Here is a 21,606-nt window from a genome sequence, read left to right on the forward strand (position 1 = left end):
GCACGGCGGGCTGAGCTTGACGCCCGGGCAGCCCCGCGCGAACGTGCGGGCCATCTCGCCTCCTGCCAGAACGGAACCGGCTCATGACAAAGATGGTGGCCCCCTCTGCCCAGCCCCTGCCCAGTTTTCGCACTCTGGCCTTCATCGACGGAGCCTTCGTTCCCGCCATGTCGGGGCGTACATTCAGGGCCGAGAACCCGGCCACGGGCGCCCTGCTGGCCGAGGTCTCCGCCTGTGATGCCGTCGATGTCGACCGGGCGGTGACCGCCGCCCGCCGCGCTTTCGAGGAGGGCCGCTGGGCCAGCCTGCGCCCGGTGGACCGCAAGCGCACCCTCCTGCGCTTTGCCGAGCTGATTCGAGCCCATCGGGAGGAACTCGCCCTTACCGAAACCCTGAACATGGGCAAGCCGATCACCGATGCCCTGCGCATTGACGCGCGCGCGGCAGCCGATTGCTTCGCCTATTATGGCGAGTGCTGCGACAAGATTTATGGGGAAGTGGCCCCCACCACCCCAGACCAGCTCGCGCTCGTGCTGCGCGAGCCGGTGGGCGTGGTGGCCTGTGTCACCCCATGGAACTTTCCCATGGTGATGGCAGCCTGGAAGGTGGCTCCGGCGCTGGCCATGGGCAACAGCGTGGTGCTGAAGCCGGCGGAGCAATCCCCCCTCACCGCCTTACGCCTTGCGGAACTGGCCCATGAAGCCGGCATTCCGGCCGGTGTGTTCAATGTGGTGCCCGGGCTTGGCGAAGAGGCTGGGCAAGCGCTGGGCCTGCATATGGATGTGGACGCCATCGCCTTCACTGGCTCCACCGAAGTCGGCAAGCTGTTCATGGGCTATTCCGCGCAGAGCAATCTGAAGCGTGTCCATCTGGAGTGCGGCGGCAAGACAGCCTTTGTGGTGGCGCACGATGTGCCGGATCTCGATGCCGTTGCGGAAGCCGTGGCGGGTGGCATCTTCTTCAATCAGGGAGAAATGTGCACGGCCGCCTCCCGCCTGCTGGTGGACAATCGCATCCGGGCGGATCTGGTGGCACGGATTGCCGCCCTTGCAACGCAATGGATGCCCGGCGATCCGCTTGATCCTGCCGCGCGGGCCGGGGCCGTGGTGAGCCGGGAGCATCAGCAACGCATTCTTGCCGCCATCGCCCAGGGACAGAAGGATGGCGCACGGCTGGTGACGGGCGGTGCGGCGGTGCGGGAAGAAACAGGCGGCGCCTTTGTGGCTCCCACCATTCTGGATGATGTGTGCCCCTCCTCCGCCCTTGCCCAACAGGAGATCTTCGGCCCCGTGCTTTCCGTCATCGGCTTTGATGGGCTTGATGAGGCTGTGGAGATTGCCAATGGCACGATTTACGGCCTTGGCGCCTCTATCTGGAGTGCGGATCTGGCCGCCGCGCACAAGGTGGCGCGGCGCTTCAAGGCGGGCATCGTCTATGTGAACTGCTTTGATGCCGATGACATCACCACCCCCTTTGGCGGCATGAAGCAATCCGGCTTCGGGCGGGACAAGTCCCTCCACGCGCTGGAAAAATATTCAGACCTCAAGACTGTGTGGACCCGCCTGTAAGTCCATCCCCACAAACAGAAGGCGGGCGACCCGGTTGAGCGGGCCACGCGCCTGTTTTCCCGATTGCCGAGGCGGATGCGCTGGCGCAGCTGCTCAGAGCCTGGGGGCAGTCTCCTCGAAGGAAGGGCAGCGGGCGGCGAAACGGGTCTGCCACGCCACAAGGCCGGGGTGGCCTTCCCGCCATTTGCCCTCGAACCGGAAATCGAAGAAGCCCAGCGCGCAGGCGAGCGAAATGTCCGCCACATTGATCTGCTCATGCTCCGGCAGGGGGTGCGCCTCCAGATAGGCAAGCGCACGCTCCACCTTGGCGGACTGATGATCCAGCCAGGCCTTCTCGAACTTCTCCTGCGGGCGGAAGCGGCCTTCATAAAGCAGCAGCACGCCGGCATCCATCATGCCATCGGCCAGAGCCTCCGCGCGCAGCACATCGATACGCGCCTTGGGTGCGTTCGGAACAAGCTGTCCGCCCCCTGCAAGCTGATCCAGATAGGCGATGATGACGCGGGAATCATAAACCGCCTCGCCATCATCGGTGATGAGCAAAGGAATCTTGCCGAGCGGGTTCTGCTGGCGCAGCGTATCATTCGGGTCCAGCGTATCCGCCACTTCCAGCTCAAGCGGAATGCCGAGCACGGCAGCAGCCAGACGGACCTTGCGGACAAAAGGCGATGTGGGAGAAGTGCGAAGCAGCATGTCTTGACCCGCGCTAGAGCATTTGGAGCGCCGTGAACTGCGCCCATGTGAGAAAAACAGCCATTCAGGGCAATGAAACGGCCCTCGCCCCGAACAGGCGTGGACTGACGGATGGACTACGGAAGTCTAATGTCTGCCCCCGTTTACGCCTAGCTCCAATATACTGCCGGCCGAACGCTGTTCACCCCTTTTGGAGCATTGCCCCATGCAAAAGGCCACCCCTTGCGGGATGGCCCTGCATATGTTGCGCCGCTTGCGCGGGCGGCGGAGCGCGACATCAGACGCCAAGCTTGGCCTTCAGAATGTCGTTCAGCGTCTTCGGGTTGGCCTTGCCACCGGAAGCCTTCATCGCCTGCCCCACAAACCAGCCCAGCATGGTGGGCTTGGCCTGCACCTGGGCAACCTTGTCCGGGTTGGCGGCGATGATCTCGTCCACCACCTTCTCGATGGCGCCCGTATCCGTCACCTGCTTCATCCCGCGCTCTTCAACCACCTGGCGCGGGTCTCCACCCTCGGTGAAAATGATCTCGAACAGATCCTTGGCGATCTTGGACGAGATGATGCCCTCAGCGACCAGATCAATGATGGCGCCGATCTGCTCCGGAGAGACCGGAGAGGTGGAGAGATCCTTCCCCTCCTTGTTCAGGCGGCCGAACAGCTCATTGATGATGAAGTTCGCGGCAGCCTTGCCATCGCGCCCCTTCGCCACGGCCTCGTAATAATCGGCGGATTCACGTTCGGCCACCAGCACGCCGGCATCATAGGCGCTCAGGCCATAATCGGCGATGAAGCGGGCCTTCTTCTCATCCGGCAGTTCCGGCAGATGCGCCTTGATCTCCTCGACAAACTCCGCGGTCATGACCAGCGGTAGCAGGTCAGGGTCAGGGAAATAGCGGTAGTCATGCGCCTCTTCCTTGGAGCGCATGGAGCGGGTCTCGCCCTTGTTCGGATCGAACAGGCGCGTTTCCTGATCAATCTTGCCACCATCCTCCAGAATCTCGATCTGGCGACGGGCCTCAACCTCGATTGCCTGACCGATGAAGCGGATGGAGTTGACGTTCTTGATCTCGCAGCGCGTCCCCAGTTCCTCACCCGGGCGACGCACGGAGACATTGACGTCTGCCCGCAGATTGCCCTTCTCCATGTCGCCATCGCAGGTGCCAAGATAGCGCAGAATGGTGCGCAGCTTGGTCACATAGGCCTTGGCTTCCTCGGAGGAGCGGATGTCCGGGCGCGAGACGATTTCCATCAGCGCCACGCCGGAGCGGTTCAGGTCCACGAAGCTCTGGGTGGGGGAGAGATCATGGATCGACTTGCCGGCATCCTGTTCCAGATGCAGGCGCTCGATGCCCACGGTGATGCTCTCGCCATCCGGCAGATCCACCACCACCTGCCCCTCGCCCACGACGGGCTGCTGGAACTGGCTGATCTGGTAGCCCTGCGGCAGGTCCGGGTAGAAATAGTTCTTCCGGTCGAAAACCGAGGTGAGATTGATCTGCGCCTTCAGGCCCAGCCCGGTGCGCACGGCCTGCGCCACGCACTCCTTGTTGATGACCGGGAGCATGCCCGGCATGGCGGCATCCACCAGCGAGACATGATCATTCGGCTCACCACCGAAAGCGGTGGAAGCACCGGAGAAAAGCTTGGCCCGGGAAGCGACCTGGGCATGCACCTCCATGCCGATCACCACCTCCCAGTCGCCAGTTGCACCGGAAATGAGCTTTTTGGCATCGGCGGGCCGCATCTGAAGCGTCATCGTCGTCCTGTTCCATCTGGCGGCCTTGCGCCGCATATCCTGCCTGTCACCTACTCCCCCAAAGCATGCACTGGCAACCTCGGGGGCGCGGCAATCACCACTGCGTGCCGGCTCTGGGGAGAATAAGGGGCGTCAAACCACAGGATTACAGGCCCCCCATGCAAAAAGCGCCGCAGCAATGCGGCGCTCCAAATGCGTGCGACCCAAAGGCGCAAGACCCCTTCCCGTGCCTCTCAGCCGTGAATGGCATGGACGATTCGCGACTGATCCATCGCCAGCCCCGGCACGGGCGCCTCACCCGTTCCAGACGGACGCCAGAGGACGACATCATCAATCTTGCGGGCCAGAAGAAAATCCTGCGCGGTGATGCCGCCGGCATCAATGGTCCGCAACCGCACCCCAACCCGGCCATAGGAAACGGACAGCTCCGGGTGGTGCCATGCAGCCTCCGCCAGATGCCCGATGGCATTCACCACCATCAGCGTGGCGTTCCAGTCTCCGGTGCGATAGGTGCGGCGCAGGCAGCCATCCTCCAGATGCCAGCATGGCAGCTCGGCCCGAAGCCGTCGCTCTATTTCAAAGGCCGGAAGTGGCGTGTTGCATTCAGTGGTCATCGGCGTGCTCCCTCACGTTTCAGACTGGACGGGCCTCTTGTTTCCGGCAGATGGCGACAAGCCATGCCCGGGGCCTTCATCCAGCAAGCCGGCCTGAGCCGCCAAAACGGCAACAGGCCACGCGTCATGAGTGCATCATGCCGTAAATTTGAGCATCCGGCGATGGAAAAACATATTGCATTGCAACGCCCGCGCGCATTCGCAATGCAATATCCATCAGCCTTTCCGGCCTATCCCTCTGAAATCCCGGCCTGACGGCGCGTGGCGGTGAGGGTGTTCTGAAGCAGGCAGGCAATGGTCATCGGCCCCACGCCACCAGGTACGGGGGTAATGAATCGGGCAATACCCTGCGCCTCGGCAAAAGCGACATCGCCGACAAGACGAGTCTTGCCATCTTCCCGCGGCACACGGTTGATGCCGACATCAATCACCGTCGCGCCGGGCTTGATCCATGCGCCGCGCACCATTTCCGGGCGCCCCACGGCAGCAACGAGAATATCGGCGCGCCGACACACATCCGGCAGGTCACGCGTGCGCGAATGGGCAATGGTCACCGTGCAATCGGCCTGAAGCAGCAATTGTGCAATTGGCTTGCCGACAATGTTGGAGCGGCCGACAACAACCGCCTCCAGCCCTGAAAGCGAGCCGAGATAGTGCTTCAGCAACATCATGCAGCCCAGCGGCGTGCAGGGCACCAGCGCATCCAGCCCCACGGCCAGACGGCCCGCATTCACCACATGGAATCCATCCACATCCTTGGCCGGATCAATGGCGGCAAGCACGCGCATGGAATCAATCTGCGCGGGAAGCGGCAACTGCACCAGAATGCCATTGACCGCAGGGTCGGCATTCAGTTTCCGCACCAGCGCCAGAAGATCCGCCTCGGATGTGTCCACCGGCAGCTTGTGCTCGAAGGAGGCCATGCCGACCTCCACAGTCTGCGCCGCCTTGTTGCGCACATAGACCTGACTTGCAGGATCCTCCCCCACCAGCACCACGGCCAGCCCCGGCTTGATGCCCTTCTTGTCCCACAGGTTTGCCACCTCAGTGGCAATACGGGTCCGCAAATCCGCGGCAAAGGCTTTTCCGTCGATGGAGGTGGTTTCGATCACGACACTGTTCCCGTCTGGCAGGGGCCGGGCCGCGCAGGCCCGCTCTGGCCTGAGGCCGTATGGAATTCACGCCCCCATGGCAAGATCCAAATTGGCACAGCGGCTCTGCATGGGGGGATCTGTGAAGGCTTGGACCTTCAACAGAACCGCCTCAGCCGCGCTCCAGCCCCGCGCGCGCTTCCCTTGTGCCGGGCGAATGGGCGGCAAGTGAGGGCGAGGTGGGCCAGTTGGGATGCGTGCCGGGCTTCTCCTGCTGCTTCAGCAGCGCTATCGCATCTTCCAGCCGCAGGGGCGGCGCAAACAGATAGCCCTGCGCCTGATGCGCGCCATGCGCCCGCAGGAAGCGCAACTGCTCCTGCGTTTCCACGCCCTCCGCTGTCAGCGTCACGCCCAGAGAGCGGCCGAGATGGATGACATATTCCACGATCGAGGCCGCCTCCCGCTGGAGGCCGAGATTGAAGATGAAGGACTTGTCGATCTTGATCTTGTTGATGGGGAAGCGGCGCACATGAACAAGAGAGGCATGCCCCGTGCCGAAATCATCCAGCGCCAGCCGCACACCCAGCGCACGAATGGCCGCGAGCAGGTCCATACTGTCTGACCCGGTCCCCAGTATGGCGCTTTCCGTCAATTCCAGCTCAAGGCGGGAGGGGTCAAGCCCCGTATCCTTCAGGGTCTGGGTGATATTCTCCACGAGATGCGGGTAGCGCAAATCCAGCGGTGACATGTTGACGGAAATGGTCACGCCCGGCAGATCCTGCGCCCCCTTGCAGGCCCGCGGCAGAACATAGGCATCGATCAGATGGATCAGGCCCGAACGCTCCGCAATGGGAATGAACTCATCCGGCAGGATGAGCCCGCGCTCGGGATGCTCCCACCGGACAAGGGCCTCAAACCCGGTGACGCGCTCCGTTTCAACATCCACCTGCGGCTGGTAGAGCAGAATGAGCTGCTCCTTTTCCAGCGCCACCAGAAGCTCGGTCTCGATCCGCCGCAGCTCCTGCCGTTCCCGCTCGAACTCCGGCTGGAACATGCGACAGGTATCACGCCCCTCAGCCTTGGCGCGGTAAAGGGCGATATCCGCCCGGCGCAGCAGCTCTTCAGATGTCTTTCCATCCTCGGGGGCATGCGCCGCGCCGATAGACACACTGATGCGCAGATGCTCGTTCTCCACCGAGACGGGCCTGGAGAGCGCGGTGAAGATGCTGGCAATAAGCTCCTCTATCTCCTTCGGATTCCGGAAATAGACGAACAGAATGAACTCATCACCGCCGAACCGCGCGGCACAGCCCTTCTCACCCACACAGGTGGCAAGACGCCCTCCAACCTCCCGCAGCACCTGATCGCCAACACTGTGCCCGTTGGTATCGTTGATATCCTTGAAGGAATCGAGATCCACGAACAGAAGAGCCACATTGTGCTGCGGTCCGCTTTCATCCAGCGCCAACTCGAAGCGGCACAGGAAATGATCGCGGTTTGCAAGATGGGTCAGCGGGTCAGTCTGCGATATCCGGCGGGCTATGGCCTCCTTCTCCGCGACGATCTGCAAAGCGCGGCGGTAGCGCAGCATCAGGATGAAGAAGAGTAGCGCGAACGCAGAACTCACGAGCGTGAGAACAGGCAGAAGGACATAAAACAGGTTACGACCCGGCAAGTGCGCTTGCCATGCCAGCGCAACCGGCTTCTCCCCCTGCAATTGCGGAACGGTCAGAACGCCCTGCCCACCGGCATCCGCATCGGCAAGACGCAGATTCCTAGTCTGGGCAGCAGAGGAGAGCCCCTGCAACAGATCCTGGTCGAGCTGGTCTCCCACATAAATGCGCAGTGGCTGGGGCACCTTCAGCAAAGGCGAGCTTTGCCGGAAAACCTGCACCACCAATATGGTCGCGTCATTCTGGTCGGTCATCGCCACACCAGCCCCGCCATCGGGGACATGATATGTCAGCGCCGTCAGGGACTGCAGAAGATTCTCAAAGTAATGCCGCGCGCCGCTTTTCCCGAATTCGGAGCTGTAGATCAGCTTGCCTGTCGCATCGGTAATATAAACGAATTCAAATCCGAGATCCTCATCCATCGGCTTTCCGATAAGATGATGGATGCGCTCATAATCACCGCGCGCCAGACTTTCCAGAGTCTCTTTTTCCGTGTTCCCCGTCAGCGCATTGTCAGCCATATAGGCGGCATGCTTCGAGAAGGCGTTGCGTATGGAAGCGGACTCCCGCTCCATCGCCTCCCTGTCAAGACGATACGCAACATAACCGACAATGCCGGCAGCACTTCCCAGCAGAAGTGCAAAGACAACGAGCCCCGAAACCAGCGGATACCGCAACAGGATCTGTAATCGTGACAAAATGATACAGCCTCCCTGTGTGCTGTGGCACCAACTGCAAGCGGCATTGCGCACCGGATATGCGGGGCCCGATTATGTCCAATAACCATCATGAATGCGCAAGCAAAAAGGCGGATAAAACAAAATTTTGCCGGTGCATAAAGTTATTACACACCCTTAAACAACTAAAAACTGCAAAACAGCATGAATACCTGCCTGTGCAGTTTTACAGCGTTGCAACCGTGAATTCCAAATCACAACAATGGCAAGACATGCGCGCTCTCCGCAGACCTCATCAGCGCTCCGCTGTGAGCCACGAAACGCGCACCCTGCCCTTCCCGTCAAAGGCCATCAGGGGGGAGATCGCCGTCAAAATGGTGCGCATTTCTTCCGCCAGAGTGAAGGGCGGGTTCACGATGATGAGGCCGCTGCCCGAAAGGGTATCGCGCTTGCGTACCTCGGCAAAATCCAGCTCCACCCTGAGCGTCTTCGGCAGGCCCAGATTGGCGACCTCGCGCCGGAAGCGGTCCACGGCCTGAAGGTCCTTGATCGGGTACCAGAGCATGAAAACGCCTGTCGCGAACCGCCTGTAGGCGGCCTCCAGCCCTGCCACCATGCGATGGAACTCACCCGGCTCCTCGAAGGGCGGGTCCACCAGCACAAGACCGCGACGCTCGCGCGGCGGCAGATGTGCACCCAGCGCCTGATAGCCATCCTGAGCCAGAATCTTGGCGCGCCCGTCATCTCCCAGACGCTTTTCCAGCTTCGCCCGCTCTTCCGGATGAAGCTCGCAGAAGATCAAGCGATCCTGTGCCCGGGAGAGGGCCAGAGCAAGAGCGGGTGAGCCGGGATAGCGACGCCCACCCTGCGCCCGCAGATTCCGCACCACATCGAGATAGGGGCCGAGCAATTGCGCAACATCCGGCGCAAGCTCTGCGTTCAGAAGGGTTTCGATGCCCTTCTCGGCCTCCCCGGTTCGCAGCGCGCTGGCCCCACCCAGATCATAAAGCCCCGCACCCGCATGCGTATCCAGCACACGAAAGGGAGCATCCTTGCGCGTGAAATAGGCCAGCACACGCGCAAGCGCGGCATGCTTCATGACATCAGCAGGGTTACCGGCATGAAACGCGTGACGATAATTCATGAATCAGAACCACTGGAGCATGCTGCCGCTGCGCCAGACCAGGCAGAGGCAGGGTGGGAGGACCGCCATTCCTGCCTGCCTAGCGCAAGGGAGGCAAGACCATTTTCCCAAGGCGACAACTGCGCCGGTCCACCTCCGGGCAGGAGCGGAACTCCAGAGTGCGCGAGAGGCAGATCCGCACCTCGCGCAAACGTCGCCGGTCACAGGTGACAGACAGCATGTCTGAACGCAAACCGGGATTGGAGGCACGAAAGGCGGCCTCCAGATCGCCGGGAGAAATCATCTGATAATCCCGCACCCCGACAAATTGAGGCGGAATGACAATACGCTCCCGCGCCGCCCGCAAAGTATCGAAATAATGCCGTGCATTCAGGCCAGAGCAGGTCCCGTGCTTCTTCCACTGGTGGATGGCGAGGCCGCGACTGGGCACCACCCCCTCCACCGTGCGCAACACATCATTGCGCACATAGGGGGGCGGAACCTGGCAGTATTCCGGCGAGCCCCGCTCATATTGCGGCCACAGCCCGTGAACCACAAAGCCATAAGGCCGCTCCCGACGGCACTGCGCCTCCCCCGAGGCGCGGGGGCCCAGCGCCTCGCAATGGGTTGGGGACCAAGAGAGGGCGAGAACATAGAAATCAAACTGCCCGGGAATATCGCGGGCATCAGCGGGCGCCGCCGAAAAAAGACCCGCCATGAAAAGACAAGCCATCACCAATGTGCGCGTAAAAGCACACATCAGCTCATCCCATCTGATGTTCACGGACGCGCCATCTTGCAGGAGGGAGCATAGGCATAGTTGCGGTCCAGCCCCACAATGCACCACTGCACACCCCAGCTGAAGCCGGCGAAACCGCCATCTTCCACGATGGAATAATAGATGGTGCGCTTGCGTGCATCATTGGTCTGGATTGTGCCGGTGCAATAGCGGCGCGGCACATAGTTTTCACCCCACGGACGGAAGGCGATTTCCTTCACCGGGCCGAATTCGGTGATGGCCAGTGAGGAGGACCAGAAGCGGCGCTCGGTCTGCGCAAAACGGTCCGCAATCATCTGCAGGGCGCTGGTGTCATTGCACTGCGGGATATTGGCGGAATAGTCCGGCCCGGAAAGCCAGAAATTCTTCTGGAAAAAGTTGGCGGCCTCAGCACGCGGTGCCGTTGCGCACAGGGCAAGAGCAACCAGCCCAAACACCATGCTGGTGAGGCCGAAGCCACTGAGGCGCTTCATACCCGCACGATCATCCATCACCTGCTCCATTCCCCGCTCCATCGCCCCTCGGACCAGCAACGGCGGGACGATGGGGCGCAGCCTTGCGCGGGTCAAGCGTTTGCAGGCCACACATGGAAAGAAAAGCACATCAGCCACAGCAGCTTCATGCTGGATCAGACGCAACAGCCTCGGGCCGGGCAAAGAAAAGCGCGCGGCCAGACGGGAAAAAACAGAAAAATCCGCAGGGCAGAGCGATGCGCCACAGGAAAACCACCCGCAAGCTTCCTGAAACGGGCTGATCCGCACAATCGGGCTGATCCGCACAATAAGGATGGACAGCAAACGCAAGCAGCAAGGCAGCTGCTAAGCACCTCAGTCTCCGGCGACATCCGCCGTCGAGGGCTCAAGGATCAAGGTCACCCCAGCGATGGAAATGCTCAGGCCACTATCGGAAGAGATGCTGACAGGCTGAAGGGTCACCTGCCGGGTCGCATCCTCTGCCGCCAGCACATTGGCAGAAAAGCCCGGGCCGAGAGCGAATCCCGATGTGAAGCCCACATATTTTCCGGCGAGCGCACCACGCTCCAATGTGGGCGAGGCGGCCAGAACACCCCAAAGCATGCTGCCCTGATCGGATATGCCGAAATCAAGCCCCACCCGCTCCAGCGTGCCCACATAATAATGGTTGCGGCCCGCGGATGGGCGAAACTCACAACGCACCGCACGGGAGGAGCCGAATCCCATGCCCGTGGCGAACTCACCCCGACATTCCAGCAAACCTGCTGAAACCTTCGGCATTTCACCGCGCTTGAGGGTTGCGCCACCGCCCGCTCCCGCACCACCCGGGGTGGAGGAGTTGGGCGGAGCCACATTCATCTGCGGCAATGTCTGCGGCGTCTGGCTCTGGGACGCGGACGAACCTTGCGCCCAAGCGCTGGACGAACAGATACCGGATATGACGACATACAGGACGGGGCGAAGTGCGATCATTCTCAACTCCTGCCCCGACCCTGCATGACCTCAGGTCACTTCCAGGCGCGGGGCGCCTTGGACGGGGCAACGGTGTCCAGCTTCAGCTCAGTGATACCGGCAGCCACGGAAGCACCCGTGACGCTTTCGACCGAAAGCGGCTGAAGCGCGATGGTGTCGTTGGAGCCGCCGAGCAGCACGTTCACGCCACCGCCGACCACCAGAGCCGCATTCGCGGATACGCCAATATAGCGACCGGCGAGTGCATTGACGCTGGTATCACGCGTGGGAGCAAAAACGCCCCAGGCCAGAGTGTTGCCCGTGACAGCGCTCAGATCAAGGCCGAAGCGGGAAACAGTGCCGGTATACTTGCCCAGCACGGTGTAGGGCTCAAGGCGATTGGTGCGCAGCTCGCAGTTCAGATGACGCACGGAACCGATGATGAAGCCGGCATTGGGGGTGACTTCACAAACGAGAACCCCAAGCTGCACACCCGAATTCGTGGTTGCCGGGGCGACAGGCGCAGGCGCGGACGTCCGCAGATCGGCAGCGGAGGCCGGAGATGCGGAGATGGCGGCGAGAGCGGCAAGACCCAGAAGGCCAGAGAAGATACGCATAATGTCCCCCAAAATAATCAGGCGGTAAGATCAGTTAGAAGCACTCGGCCTGGCATGCAATCCTTATTTAAGGATAACGGCATATTGCAGAATCGCGTGTTTTTCTTGTGACGCAGCATGTGCAGCAACTGCGGCAGAAATCAGCGCAATGTGAAACGGGTCAGGCCAAAGCCGAGATTCAGTCCGGTGTGTGATGAAACGGAAACAGGTTGCAATGTGATGCTGCCGCCGTGTCCGCCCGAAAGCGTGCTTCCACCAGTCCCTGTCCCGGAAGAGGCATTGCCGGATACGCCGAGATAACTCCCGCGCAAGGCTTCCGCCCCGGTTTGGGATGTCGGGGCAAAAACGTTCCAGACCAGAACACTGCGGCCATTGAAGCCAATATCCAGACCGTACCGTTGGGCCTGCCCCTTCAGCCGGACCTCACCCCCGCGGTTTCCGGTGGGGACAAAACGGCAGGTCATTTCTCTGGCTGAACTGACAATGAAGGCGAAACTGGGTGCCAGCTCGCAACTCAGGCGGCCAATCTGCACCCCCTGCCCCATTTGCGCGGCGGCCGGAAAGGCTGGAACAACCAGCATGGCCGCGACCGCAAGACTGGCCCTGAACACGTTTCTCACGCGCCTGCTCCTTCAGATGACCGGCCTTGATGAAAACGGACGCAACCACCCTGAGGCGCATCCGGATTTCGACCGGCTCTGGACGCTGGGCCTCAATTAGGCCCGTTTACGGGCAGGCGATGCAAAAAGCGCCGGCTTCCAGAGGAAACCGGCGCTCTCGTCATCAGCTCAGCGAGCCGCAGAAACGCTGGATACGCTGGCACGCATCTTCCAGCTCCTCGGTCGAGGTGGCATAGGAGATGCGGAAGGCCGGGCCGAGGCCGAAGGCCGAACCATGCACAACCGCAACGCCCTCAGCCTCAAGAAGCTGCGTGGCGAATACCTCGTCATCGGTGATCTTCACGCCCGAGGGCGTGCTCTTGCCGATAAGGCCGGCGCAGGAGGGGAACACATAGAAGGCCCCTTCCGGCTTCGGGCAGGTGAGGCCCGCCGCCTGGTTGAGCATGCCTACCACAAGGTCACGACGCTCCTTGAACACGGCATTGTTGCTGGCGATGAAGTCCTGCGGACCATTCAGCGCCTCCACGGCCGCCCACTGGGCGATCGAGGACGGGTTCGAGGTGGACTGCGACTGCAGTGTGCCGATTGCCTTGATGAGCTCCTCGGGGCCCGCGGCATAGCCGATACGCCAGCCGGTCATGCAATAGGCCTTGGAGACGCCATTCATGGTCAGCGTGCGATCATAGAGCTTGGGCTCCACCTGCACCGGGGTGACGAACTTGAAGTCGTCATAGACGAGGTGCTCATACATGTCGTCCGTCAGAATCCACACATGCGGATACTTCAGAAGAACATCCGTGAGCGCCTTGAGTTCATCATGCGTATAGGCCGCCCCCGAGGGGTTCGAGGGCGAGTTGAAGATGAACCACTTGGTCTTCGGCGTGATGGCGGCCTCCAGCACCTCCGGACGCAGCTTGAAATTGTCCTCAAGCGTGGTCATCACCGGCACGGGCTTGCCACCGCAGAACTCGACGATATCGGGATAGCTCACCCAGTAAGGCGCGGGAATCAGCACTTCATCGCCGGCATCCACGGTTGCCACCAGCGCGTTGAACAGCACCTGCTTGCCGCCGGTGCCGACAGTCACCTGCGAGGGCTTGTAGTCGAGATCATTATCGCGCTTGAACTTGGCGCAGATGGCCTTCTTCAGCTCCGGAATACCGTCCACGGCCGTATACTTCGTCTCGCCACGCTGGATGGCGGCGATTGCGGCCTGCTTGATGTTCTCCGGGGTATCGAAATCCGGCTCACCCGCGCTCAGGGCAATGATATCGCGCCCGGCCGCTTTCAGTTCCCGCGCCTTGTTGGAGATGGCGATGGTGGGCGACGGCTTGATGCGCTTCAGCGCGGACGAAATGAGGCTCATGGCCTTGCTCGCTCCAGACGCGCCCCCGCGCCGCAGCGGACAATCCACCTCAGGCGTCGGGCGCTGTAATGTGACGTGAACAACGCACCGGCCTTCCGGTGCGTGCGGACGATAGTGCAGGCGCCATTCGGGAACAAGACGCAAGTGAAGGACAAATGAAGGATAAGGCCCGCATGGAGGGGTTCGAAAATACGCCCCCTGCCACAGTCCACCTTGCACTTTGCGCCTCCCGCTGCCACATGCCCAAAATATATGCGCGTGTGCGCACCCTTAAATTCTGGCCTGGGCGGGGAGACGCATCCGGTGCTGACGCTCTATTCCTCGCAATCTTCCGGCAATTCCTACAAGGTGCGCCTGCTGCTGGCCAAGCTGCGCCGACCGTTCCACCTCGTGGAAGTGAACATCTTTTCCGGAGAAAACCGGACACCTGAATTTCTGGCGCGCAACCCCGAGGGGCGCGTGCCGCTGCTGGAGGTGGATGGGCGCCACCTCTCCGAATCAAACGCCATACTGTTCTATCTGGCGCGCGATACGCGCTTCCTGCCGGATGACCCTCTGGATGTGGCCGAGACCCTGCGCTGGATGTTCTTTGAGCAGAACAGCCATGAGCCGGGCATCGCGGCCGCCCGCTTCTGGCTCAACCAGGTGCGGGGCGGACGTGATCTGCGCACGCATGATGTCGACCGCTGGATGGAGGAAGGCTATGCCGCGCTCAAGACCATGGAGCGCCACCTCACCAGCCACAGCTTCTTCGTCGGCAACAAACTGAGCGTGGCGGATATCGCCCTTTATGCCCACACGCACATGGCGGAAGAAGGCGAGTTCTCGCTGGAAGGCTTCCCCGCCGTCCGCGCCTGGCTGCGGCGGATTGCGGCCGAGCCGGACCATGTGGACATGGACTGGCGCCCTGCCTCGGCCGAATAGGCCAGCCCTATCAAGCGGCTGCGGGGCAGATATCATGTTTCTGCCACGATCTGCCAAATCACAGCCGCTTGACAGCCACAGTTCGCAAGCATGGTGAAAATGTCACAGGTCAAGTGATTCGGCATTCGAGCCTGTGAGATCGATATTTTCAGGAGAGAATATCATGCCACTGTTTCGCGCCCTGTATCAGCCTTCCGCCGTCTCCCGGCGCGCAAAGCTCCCCCACAGCGATGCGCCCCACACGACTGGCCTGGATATCTGGACTGAAAACACCGCCGTGCGCCCTGTCGCCGACCCGGAAACCCTCGCCCGTCTGGTGCGCGAGCACAAGAGGGGCGATGCCCTTGCGCAGCTCATGCTGAGCCTTGCCCTGATTGTCGCCATAGGCACGGTTGCCATTGTCCTGAGCGTTGAGGGGGCCTCGGCCGCCACTCTCGTCATGCGCGGGATGATGGGCAATTCGGCCACATTCACGACCGTGGCGCTGGTCAGCGCCGGGTTGCTGCTTGCCGCATGGGCTGTTCTGCGCCCGATCCTTCAGCACTCCACTGCGGATCAGGACTGACAGGACTCACTCTCTCGGCTCGGAGAGGGCGGACAAGCCGTCCTCATCCTCGTCTTCCGCCACCGGTATGGCATATGCGCCCGAAAGCCAGCGGTTGAGATCGACATCCGCACACCGCCTGGAGCAGAACGGGCGGTAATCCATGGTGCCCGGCTTGCCGCAGATGGGACATGGACGGCCGGTCAGTGCCGCATTCCCGGCCTTGCCGGCAGAAATGTCTGTCTTCCCGCTCATGATGCACACTCCTTCCAGCCCGCGCGCACATCATATCCCTGCCCGGCCAGAAGCCCCAGGGTTTCAAACATGGGCAGCCCGACCACGCCGCTATAGGAGCCGATGATCTTCTCCACGAAGCTGCCGGCTATGCCCTGCACCGCATAGCCCCCCGCCTTGCCGCGCCACTCGCCGCAGGCCAGATATGCCTTCAGCTCCTCATCCGAAAGGCGCTTGAAACGCACACGGGTCTCCACAAGGCGCGTATGCGCGCCGCCCTCGGGATCCATGACACACACACCGGTATAGACACGGTGCGCCCGGCCGGAGAGCAGGCGCAGGCAAGCCTCAGCCTCCTCAACCCGCTCCGCCTTGGGCAGAATGCGCCGGCCCGCGGCCACCACCGTATCGGCAGAGAGCACCAGAGCCCGCTCATCCCTCTCACGCAGGCTGGCTGCAACCCGCTCGGCCTTCAGAGTGGCAAGACGATGGGCCAGATGGGACGGCAGTTCACGCGGCAGCGGCGTTTCATCAATATCGGCCGGCAACAGCAGATCAGGCACAATCCCCACCTGCCTGAGCAGATCCGCCCGGCGCGGGGAGCCGGAAGCCAGCACCAGCTTCACCTTATCAATCACGACATCCACCATTTTCCGAGCATGCCACCGCCCCTGTCAGAGGCGGCAGGCTCATTTCTTCTCTTCATCCGGCAGCAGGGAAGGCTCTTCCGCCGCGCTTTCCTCGATGGCCTCGATCATCTCCTGGCGGGTGGCGTGACGCCCGGCCAGATAGCCGACAATGACGAGCTGGAGGAAGTGATAGATCATGATGGGGGTGATGATGAGCGAAATCTGCGGCACGGAACTGAACATCACCGTTGCCATGGGCAGGCCGGTGGCCAGAGACTTCTTGGATGCGCAGAAGGCGACGGAGATCGTATCGGCGTGATCGAACCGGCCAAGCCGGCACACCAGCAGCACCAGCACATAAACCAGCGCGAACAGAACCACCGAGACGAGCGAAACCTCCACCAGCAGCATCGGGCTCTGCTCGCTCCAGATTCCGGCCGCAACGCTGTCGCAGAAGGCATTGTAGACGATCGCCAGAATAACCAGCCGGTCCGCCACCTTCACAACGGCGCGGTTGCGCTCGACGAAAGACAGCACGAGCGGGCGCAGCAACTGCCCCACCACCAGCGGCAGAATGACGATGATCACCAGCTTCATGATGACATCGCGGATATCCATCCCATCACCCGTGGCCTTCAGATACCACGCCATCAGCAGCGGCGTGACGAACACGCCAATCAGGCTGGAGATGGAGGCATTGAAGATCGCCACCGGCACATTCCCGCGCGCCAGTGATGTCATGGCAACAGAAGAGGAAACCGTGGAGGGCAGCGCCGCCAGGAAGAAGAAACCGATCAGCACCGCTTCCGGGAACATCTTCGAGAGCACGGGCATGGCAAGAACCACGACCAGCGGAAACAGCACGAAGGTGGAAAGCTGCACGATGAGATGCAGTTCCCAGCGTGTGGCGCTTTCCAGAAGCTTCCGCGCGGAAAGTGAAACGCCATACAGAAAGAAGACAACCGCAATGCCCCAGCTTGCAGCCTTGTCGGCATGCAGGGGGCCCCCGGTCACACCCGGCCCCGGCCAGAGAAGCGCAACAACAACCACCACGGCCAGCGAGGCGAGGAAAGGATCGATTCTGAAACGGGAAAGCATCGGCTCAAACTGATCGGCGGGGACAGGCACCACAAGCCTGCGCGCCAACGCGGGCCAGTGGCCAGTTTCATTGCAGCATGCGCAGGCGGCCTGCCACAAAAGCTGGGTGCAAGCCGGACCGGAAGGACCGACCCGAACACCTGCCGGAAACAGAAAAGGCGCCGCACGCATGCGACACCCGCGTTCTGTTCGCTTCAGGCCCGCACACTTGATCCGGCTTACTGCCGGGCGTCAAGCATCCGCAATGCCCATTTCATGGGCACACCCTGCACCCGCCCACATGGTGACCACCTTCTCACCACCCGGAAATGATGATCCCCGGATGCATCGCACCCGGGGATATATCCTGCTGGAATCAGGATTTTTCCTTCACATAACGCCCCGGCGCATCCTCGATCGGGGTCAGGCGACCGCCGCCCACCTCGCGCGCGGGCACTTCTTCGGGATAGAGCGTGCAGAACCAGTTGAACCAATCCGGCCACCACGAGCCAGGATGTTCCTGCGCCCCTGCAACCCAGCTCTCGAAATCACCGCCCGCAGGGCCATCGGTCCAGTACTGATACTTGTTGCGGGCGGGCGGGTTGACCACGCCGGCAATATGCCCGGAGCCGGCCATCACATAACGCAGCGGCCCCGACATCAGATTCGCGCCCACATAAACAGATTTCGCGGGGGCGATATGGTCTTCCTTCGTGGCCAGAGAATAGACCGGGATACGCACCTTGCTCATGTCGATGAGCACGCCGCCAATATCCGCCTCGCCCTTGGAGATGCTGTTATTGAGATAGCAACTGCGCAGATAGAAGGAATGCCCCTTCACCGGCATGCGGGTGGAATCGGAATTCCAGTAGAGAAGGTCGAACGGGAAGGGAGACTTCCCCTTGAGGTAATTGTTGACCACATAAGGCCAGATCAGGTCATTCGGGCGCAGCATGTTGAACGAGCGCGCCATCTGGGAACCTTCCAGATAGCCCTGCTCCTTCATCTTGCGCTCAATGGCGGAGATCTGCTCCTCATCCACGAACACACGCAGATCACCCGCATAGGTGAAGTCGATCTGGGTGGTCAGGAAGGTGGCGGAAGCGATGCGGTCATCCCCCGTCTCCGCCATATAGCCGAGCGTCACCGAGAGCAGTGTGCCGCCGATGCAATAGCCCACCGCATGCACCTGCCGCTCTCCAGAAGAGATGGCAACGGCATCCAGCGCGGCCATGACACCATCGCGCATATAGTCGTCAAAGCCCTTCTCCGCCAAACGCTCATCCGGGTTGACCCAGGAAATCACGAAGACGGTGAGGCCCTGCTCCACAAGCCACCTGATCCACGACTTCTCGGGGGTCAGATCCAGAATATAGAACTTGTTGATCCATGGCGGAATGATGAGGACAGGCGTCTTCCGCACCATCGGCGTGGCGGGTTCATACTGGATGAGTTGCAGCAGCTCATTCTCGAACACCACCTTGCCGGGCGTGGTAGCCAGATTGCGCCCGACCTCGAAGGCACTGGTATCGGTCTGCCGGATCTTGAGATCCCCCCGCCCCTCGACCAGATCCTCGGCGAAATTGCGCATGCCCTTCACGAGATTCTCGCCAGAGCTGGAGAGCGTCTCGCGAATGACCTCGGGATTCGTCATGGCGAAGTTTGAGGGCGAAACGGCATTGGTCACCTGCTTCACCAGGAAGCTGGCCTTGTGCTTCACATGGGGGTCAAGGCCCTCGGCCTCCTCCACCATGTCCTCGGCCCAGTTCGAGGTGACCAGATAGGTCTGCTTCAGCGCATCGAAAATGGGGCTGGTGTTCCAGCCCTCATCCTTGAAGCGGGCATCCTTCGGGTCCGGCTGCACCACCGGTTCCACCGCCTCACCCGAAATCTTCTTGAGCGCGTTGGACCAGACAGACATGTAGCCGGTCATGAGGCGTGTCTGCGCCTCCATGGTGCGCTTGGGATCGGCCATCCAGTATTCGGCCACATGGCTGACGGTTTTCATCGCGTCAGCAAGATCGTCGGCGATGTCATCCTTCTTCTCGCCCGCTTCACGCGGGGCGAGATAAGCCGCCATCGCCTTTCCACCTTCTTCCACAAGCTGCGCCAGATTGTGCGCGAATGCCTCCACATTCAGCGCGGGTGCCCCTTCCGGGGCTCCACCGGGCTGCTGCGCCGATTCCCCGCGGCGCGCCTTTTGTTCAGGGCCGGAACCCTTGCCGACCTCACCAGCAGAAGTGGTGACCGTTGTTTTTTCATCTTTAGAAGGCATTCCCCCACCCCTTCTCACTCACCCGGTGACATAAATACTGGCACGCCTTGTTCCATGCGTCTGCTTTGTCGCATATTAACCCGCGAACCGATCCGGAGCGACCCTCGCATGAATACGAGTGCGTTCCACTGCAGGGATAAACGACCGTTCATGTCCAGCATGCGACCTGACACGCCCACCCTTCCCCAGGCCGCAGCCCGCGCGCCGGCTTATCCACACCTCCCGGCGGCAGGCCGTGGCAGGCGTCTTTCGGTTCGCGGCCTTGTCGCGGTGCTGGCCTTGGCCGGCCTCGCCGCCTGTGCGAAGGAAGACACCCTCACCATTCCTGTTGCGCCCCATCCCAATGTGCCCGCTGTCACACATGACAACTACCCGCATGTTGGCACAACCGAAGGCAGCGGCAAGGGCATTCTTGAGCCGCGCCAGCGCGCCGCCCTGGAACAGAACATCGCCCGCACCGGCGTTGAGCACAGCCGCAATCTCGAACAGCGGCTGCAGGCCGAATCCGAGAATGCGGCCAACGCCTACTGAAGAGCGCACCGGTGACATGAAGAACTTTTTACAATGAGTGGTTTTTCATTCACCGATCAGTGTTAAGAAGATTGCCTGCCGCGCCGGAGAAACAGGATGCGCGGCTTTGGAGCCAAGAGATGACCACCGATTTCCACCGCATTCGCCGGCTACCGCCCTACGTGTTCGAACAAGTGAACCGTGTGAAGGCAGCAGCACGAAATGCCGGGGTGGATATCATCGACCTCGGCATGGGCAACCCGGACCTTCAGGCGCCAGACCATGTGCTTGAAAAGCTGAAGGATACCATCGGCAAGCCGCGCACGGACCGCTATTCAGCCTCCAAGGGCATCCCCGGTCTGCGCCGCGCGCAGGCGGCCTATTATGAGCGTCGTTTCGGCGTGAAGCTGAATCCCGACACACAGATCGTCGCCACTCTCGGCTCCAAGGAAGGCTTCGCCAATATGGCGCAGGCCATCACGGCGCCGGGTGATGTGATTCTCGCGCCCGATCCTTCCTACCCCATCCATGCCTTCGGCTTTCTCATGGCCGGCGGCGTCATCCGCTCCGTGCCGGCCGAGCCGGGTCCGGAATTCTTCCACGCCATGGAGCGGGCTGTCCGGCATTCGATTCCCAAGCCGCTGGCCGTCGTCACCTGCTTTCCGTCCAACCCCACGGCATATGTGGCGGATCTGGACTTCTATCGCGATGTCATCGCCTTCGCGAAGAAGCATGAGCTGATCGTGCTGTCGGACCTCGCCTATGCCGAGCTGTATTTCGACGGTGTGCCCCCACCCTCCATGCTGGAGGTTCCGGGCGCGATGGATGTGACCGTTGAGTTCACATCCATGTCAAAGACCTATTCCATGGCCGGCTGGCGCATGGGCTTTGCGGTGGGCAATGAACGGCTCATCGCCGCGCTGGCGCGGGTGAAGTCCTATCTCGACTACGGGGCCTTCACCCCCATCCAGGTGGCCGCAACCGCCGCCCTGAACGGGCCGCAGGAATATGTCTCCGAGATGCGCGAGACCTACAAGAGGCGTCGCGATACGCTGGTGGACAGCTTTGGCCGCACCGGCTGGGAAGTTCCTGTTCCCCGCGCCTCCATGTTCGCATGGGTGCCGATTCCCGAGCCCTTCCGCGAGATGGGTTCCGTGGAATTCTCCAAGCTGCTGATCGAGCGGGCCGAGGTGGCTGTTGCCCCCGGTGTCGGCTTCGGCGAGCAGGGCGAAGGCTTTGTGCGGATCGCGGTGGTGGAGAATGAGCAGCGCATCCGTCAGGCAGCGCGCAATATCCGCCGCTTCTTCGAGCAGGCCGCGCCCTCCCTGCACAATGTGCTCCCCATCAGCGCCACACGCTGATACATGCGGGGCTCTGGAGTTGCCCGCCGGTGCGGGCAGCTCTGTCCTTCAA

At 61.6% G+C, this 21,606-nt stretch carries 22 protein-coding genes; 6 read left to right on the plus strand and 16 right to left on the minus strand.

Going from position 1 to position 21,606, the window contains the following annotated elements:
- Positions 1-83: 83 nt before the first annotated feature.
- On the plus strand, positions 84-1,568 hold the full coding sequence (locus ACT6QG_RS10590; protein WP_444977534.1) for an aldehyde dehydrogenase: 1,485 nt from the start codon (positions 84-86) through the stop codon (positions 1,566-1,568).
- Between the two features lie 93 nt (positions 1,569-1,661).
- On the opposite strand, the gene ACT6QG_RS10595 is transcribed toward ACT6QG_RS10590, so the two are convergent.
- The 11 genes from ACT6QG_RS10595 to ACT6QG_RS10645 all read right to left on the minus strand — a co-directional run bounded on the left by ACT6QG_RS10595 (position 1,662) and on the right by ACT6QG_RS10645 (position 12,595).
- Entirely contained in the window at positions 1,662-2,261 is a 600-nt protein-coding gene (locus tag ACT6QG_RS10595) for a glutathione S-transferase family protein (RefSeq protein ID WP_444977535.1), read from the minus strand.
- 277 nt (positions 2,262-2,538) lie between these two features.
- Positions 2,539-4,017 carry an Asp-tRNA(Asn)/Glu-tRNA(Gln) amidotransferase subunit GatB gene (gene gatB, locus ACT6QG_RS10600; protein ID WP_444977536.1) on the minus strand — a complete coding sequence of 493 codons (1,479 nt, stop codon included), beginning with the start codon at positions 4,015-4,017 and terminating at the stop codon, positions 2,539-2,541.
- Positions 4,018-4,250: 233 nt separating this feature from the next.
- Positions 4,251-4,631 carry a 4a-hydroxytetrahydrobiopterin dehydratase gene (locus ACT6QG_RS10605; RefSeq protein ID WP_444977537.1) on the minus strand — a complete coding sequence of 127 codons (381 nt, stop codon included), beginning with the start codon at positions 4,629-4,631 and terminating at the stop codon, positions 4,251-4,253.
- A gap of 230 nt (positions 4,632-4,861) precedes the next feature.
- Positions 4,862-5,743 (minus strand): bifunctional methylenetetrahydrofolate dehydrogenase/methenyltetrahydrofolate cyclohydrolase FolD, encoded by an 882-nt coding sequence (gene folD, locus ACT6QG_RS10610; protein ID WP_444977538.1) that lies wholly within the window; start codon positions 5,741-5,743, stop codon positions 4,862-4,864.
- Between the two features lie 151 nt (positions 5,744-5,894).
- Positions 5,895-8,093: a putative bifunctional diguanylate cyclase/phosphodiesterase gene (locus ACT6QG_RS10615; protein WP_444977539.1), complete on the minus strand. Its 2,199-nt coding sequence runs from the start codon at positions 8,091-8,093 to the stop codon at positions 5,895-5,897.
- A gap of 274 nt (positions 8,094-8,367) precedes the next feature.
- A complete protein-coding gene (locus ACT6QG_RS10620; protein WP_444977540.1) occupies positions 8,368-9,216 on the minus strand; it encodes a 23S rRNA (adenine(2030)-N(6))-methyltransferase RlmJ in 849 nt (282 codons plus the stop codon).
- A 79-nt stretch (positions 9,217-9,295) separates the two neighbouring features.
- Positions 9,296-9,913: a ribonuclease T2 family protein gene (locus ACT6QG_RS10625; RefSeq protein WP_444977541.1), complete on the minus strand. Its 618-nt coding sequence runs from the start codon at positions 9,911-9,913 to the stop codon at positions 9,296-9,298.
- 62 nt (positions 9,914-9,975) lie between these two features.
- Complete coding sequence (locus ACT6QG_RS10630; RefSeq protein ID WP_444977542.1) at positions 9,976-10,476, minus strand: hypothetical protein; 501 nt, start codon at positions 10,474-10,476, stop codon at positions 9,976-9,978.
- Positions 10,477-10,800: 324 nt separating this feature from the next.
- Positions 10,801-11,418, minus strand: coding sequence for a DUF992 domain-containing protein (locus ACT6QG_RS10635; protein ID WP_444977543.1), 618 nt, complete (start codon positions 11,416-11,418; stop codon positions 10,801-10,803).
- Positions 11,419-11,453: 35 nt separating this feature from the next.
- Positions 11,454-12,014 carry a DUF992 domain-containing protein gene (locus tag ACT6QG_RS10640; RefSeq protein ID WP_444977544.1) on the minus strand — a complete coding sequence of 187 codons (561 nt, stop codon included), beginning with the start codon at positions 12,012-12,014 and terminating at the stop codon, positions 11,454-11,456.
- Positions 12,015-12,154: 140 nt separating this feature from the next.
- A complete protein-coding gene (locus ACT6QG_RS10645) occupies positions 12,155-12,595 on the minus strand; it encodes a DUF992 domain-containing protein (RefSeq protein ID WP_444977545.1) in 441 nt (146 codons plus the stop codon).
- Here ACT6QG_RS10645 and ACT6QG_RS10650 point away from each other — a divergent pair.
- Positions 12,594-12,734: a hypothetical protein gene (locus tag ACT6QG_RS10650; RefSeq protein WP_444977546.1), complete on the plus strand. Its 141-nt coding sequence runs from the start codon at positions 12,594-12,596 to the stop codon at positions 12,732-12,734. The genes ACT6QG_RS10645 and ACT6QG_RS10650 overlap by 2 nt on opposite strands.
- 63 nt (positions 12,735-12,797) lie before the next feature.
- Here ACT6QG_RS10650 and ACT6QG_RS10655 read toward each other — a convergent pair whose 3' ends face one another.
- On the minus strand, positions 12,798-14,000 hold the full coding sequence (locus tag ACT6QG_RS10655) for a pyridoxal phosphate-dependent aminotransferase (protein ID WP_444977547.1): 1,203 nt from the start codon (positions 13,998-14,000) through the stop codon (positions 12,798-12,800).
- A 252-nt stretch (positions 14,001-14,252) separates the two neighbouring features.
- Here ACT6QG_RS10655 and ACT6QG_RS10660 point away from each other — a divergent pair, with 252 nt between their 5' ends.
- Complete coding sequence (locus ACT6QG_RS10660; protein WP_444977548.1) at positions 14,253-14,924, plus strand: glutathione S-transferase family protein; 672 nt, start codon at positions 14,253-14,255, stop codon at positions 14,922-14,924.
- 163 nt (positions 14,925-15,087) lie between these two features.
- Positions 15,088-15,489, plus strand: a complete 402-nt coding sequence (locus tag ACT6QG_RS10665) for a hypothetical protein (protein WP_444977549.1) — start codon at positions 15,088-15,090, stop codon at positions 15,487-15,489.
- A 6-nt stretch (positions 15,490-15,495) separates the two neighbouring features.
- Here the strand turns inward: ACT6QG_RS10665 and yacG are convergent, their stop codons facing one another.
- The 4 genes from yacG to ACT6QG_RS10685 form a co-directional block, all read right to left on the minus strand.
- A complete protein-coding gene (gene yacG / locus ACT6QG_RS10670; RefSeq protein WP_444977550.1) occupies positions 15,496-15,723 on the minus strand; it encodes a DNA gyrase inhibitor YacG in 228 nt (75 codons plus the stop codon).
- Entirely contained in the window at positions 15,720-16,340 is a 621-nt protein-coding gene (locus tag ACT6QG_RS10675) for a Maf family nucleotide pyrophosphatase (protein WP_444977551.1), read from the minus strand. Before ACT6QG_RS10675 ends, yacG begins: the two co-directional genes overlap by 4 nt.
- 51 nt (positions 16,341-16,391) lie before the next feature.
- Positions 16,392-17,459 carry a bile acid:sodium symporter family protein gene (locus tag ACT6QG_RS10680; protein ID WP_444977552.1) on the minus strand — a complete coding sequence of 356 codons (1,068 nt, stop codon included), beginning with the start codon at positions 17,457-17,459 and terminating at the stop codon, positions 16,392-16,394.
- 325 nt (positions 17,460-17,784) lie between these two features.
- Entirely contained in the window at positions 17,785-19,683 is a 1,899-nt protein-coding gene (locus tag ACT6QG_RS10685) for a class I poly(R)-hydroxyalkanoic acid synthase (RefSeq protein WP_444977553.1), read from the minus strand.
- 150 nt (positions 19,684-19,833) lie between these two features.
- Between ACT6QG_RS10685 and ACT6QG_RS10690 the strand changes: the two genes are divergently transcribed.
- The gene (locus ACT6QG_RS10690) at positions 19,834-20,214 is read left to right on the plus strand and encodes a hypothetical protein (protein WP_444977554.1); all 381 of its coding nucleotides are present in this window, start codon (positions 19,834-19,836) and stop codon (positions 20,212-20,214) included.
- A 119-nt stretch (positions 20,215-20,333) separates the two neighbouring features.
- Entirely contained in the window at positions 20,334-21,554 is a 1,221-nt protein-coding gene (locus ACT6QG_RS10695; RefSeq protein ID WP_444977555.1) for an LL-diaminopimelate aminotransferase, read from the plus strand.
- The last annotated feature ends 52 nt before the right edge of the window (positions 21,555-21,606 follow it).

It is taken from the genome of Haloleucobacter ellipsoideus (genome assembly GCF_052491725.1).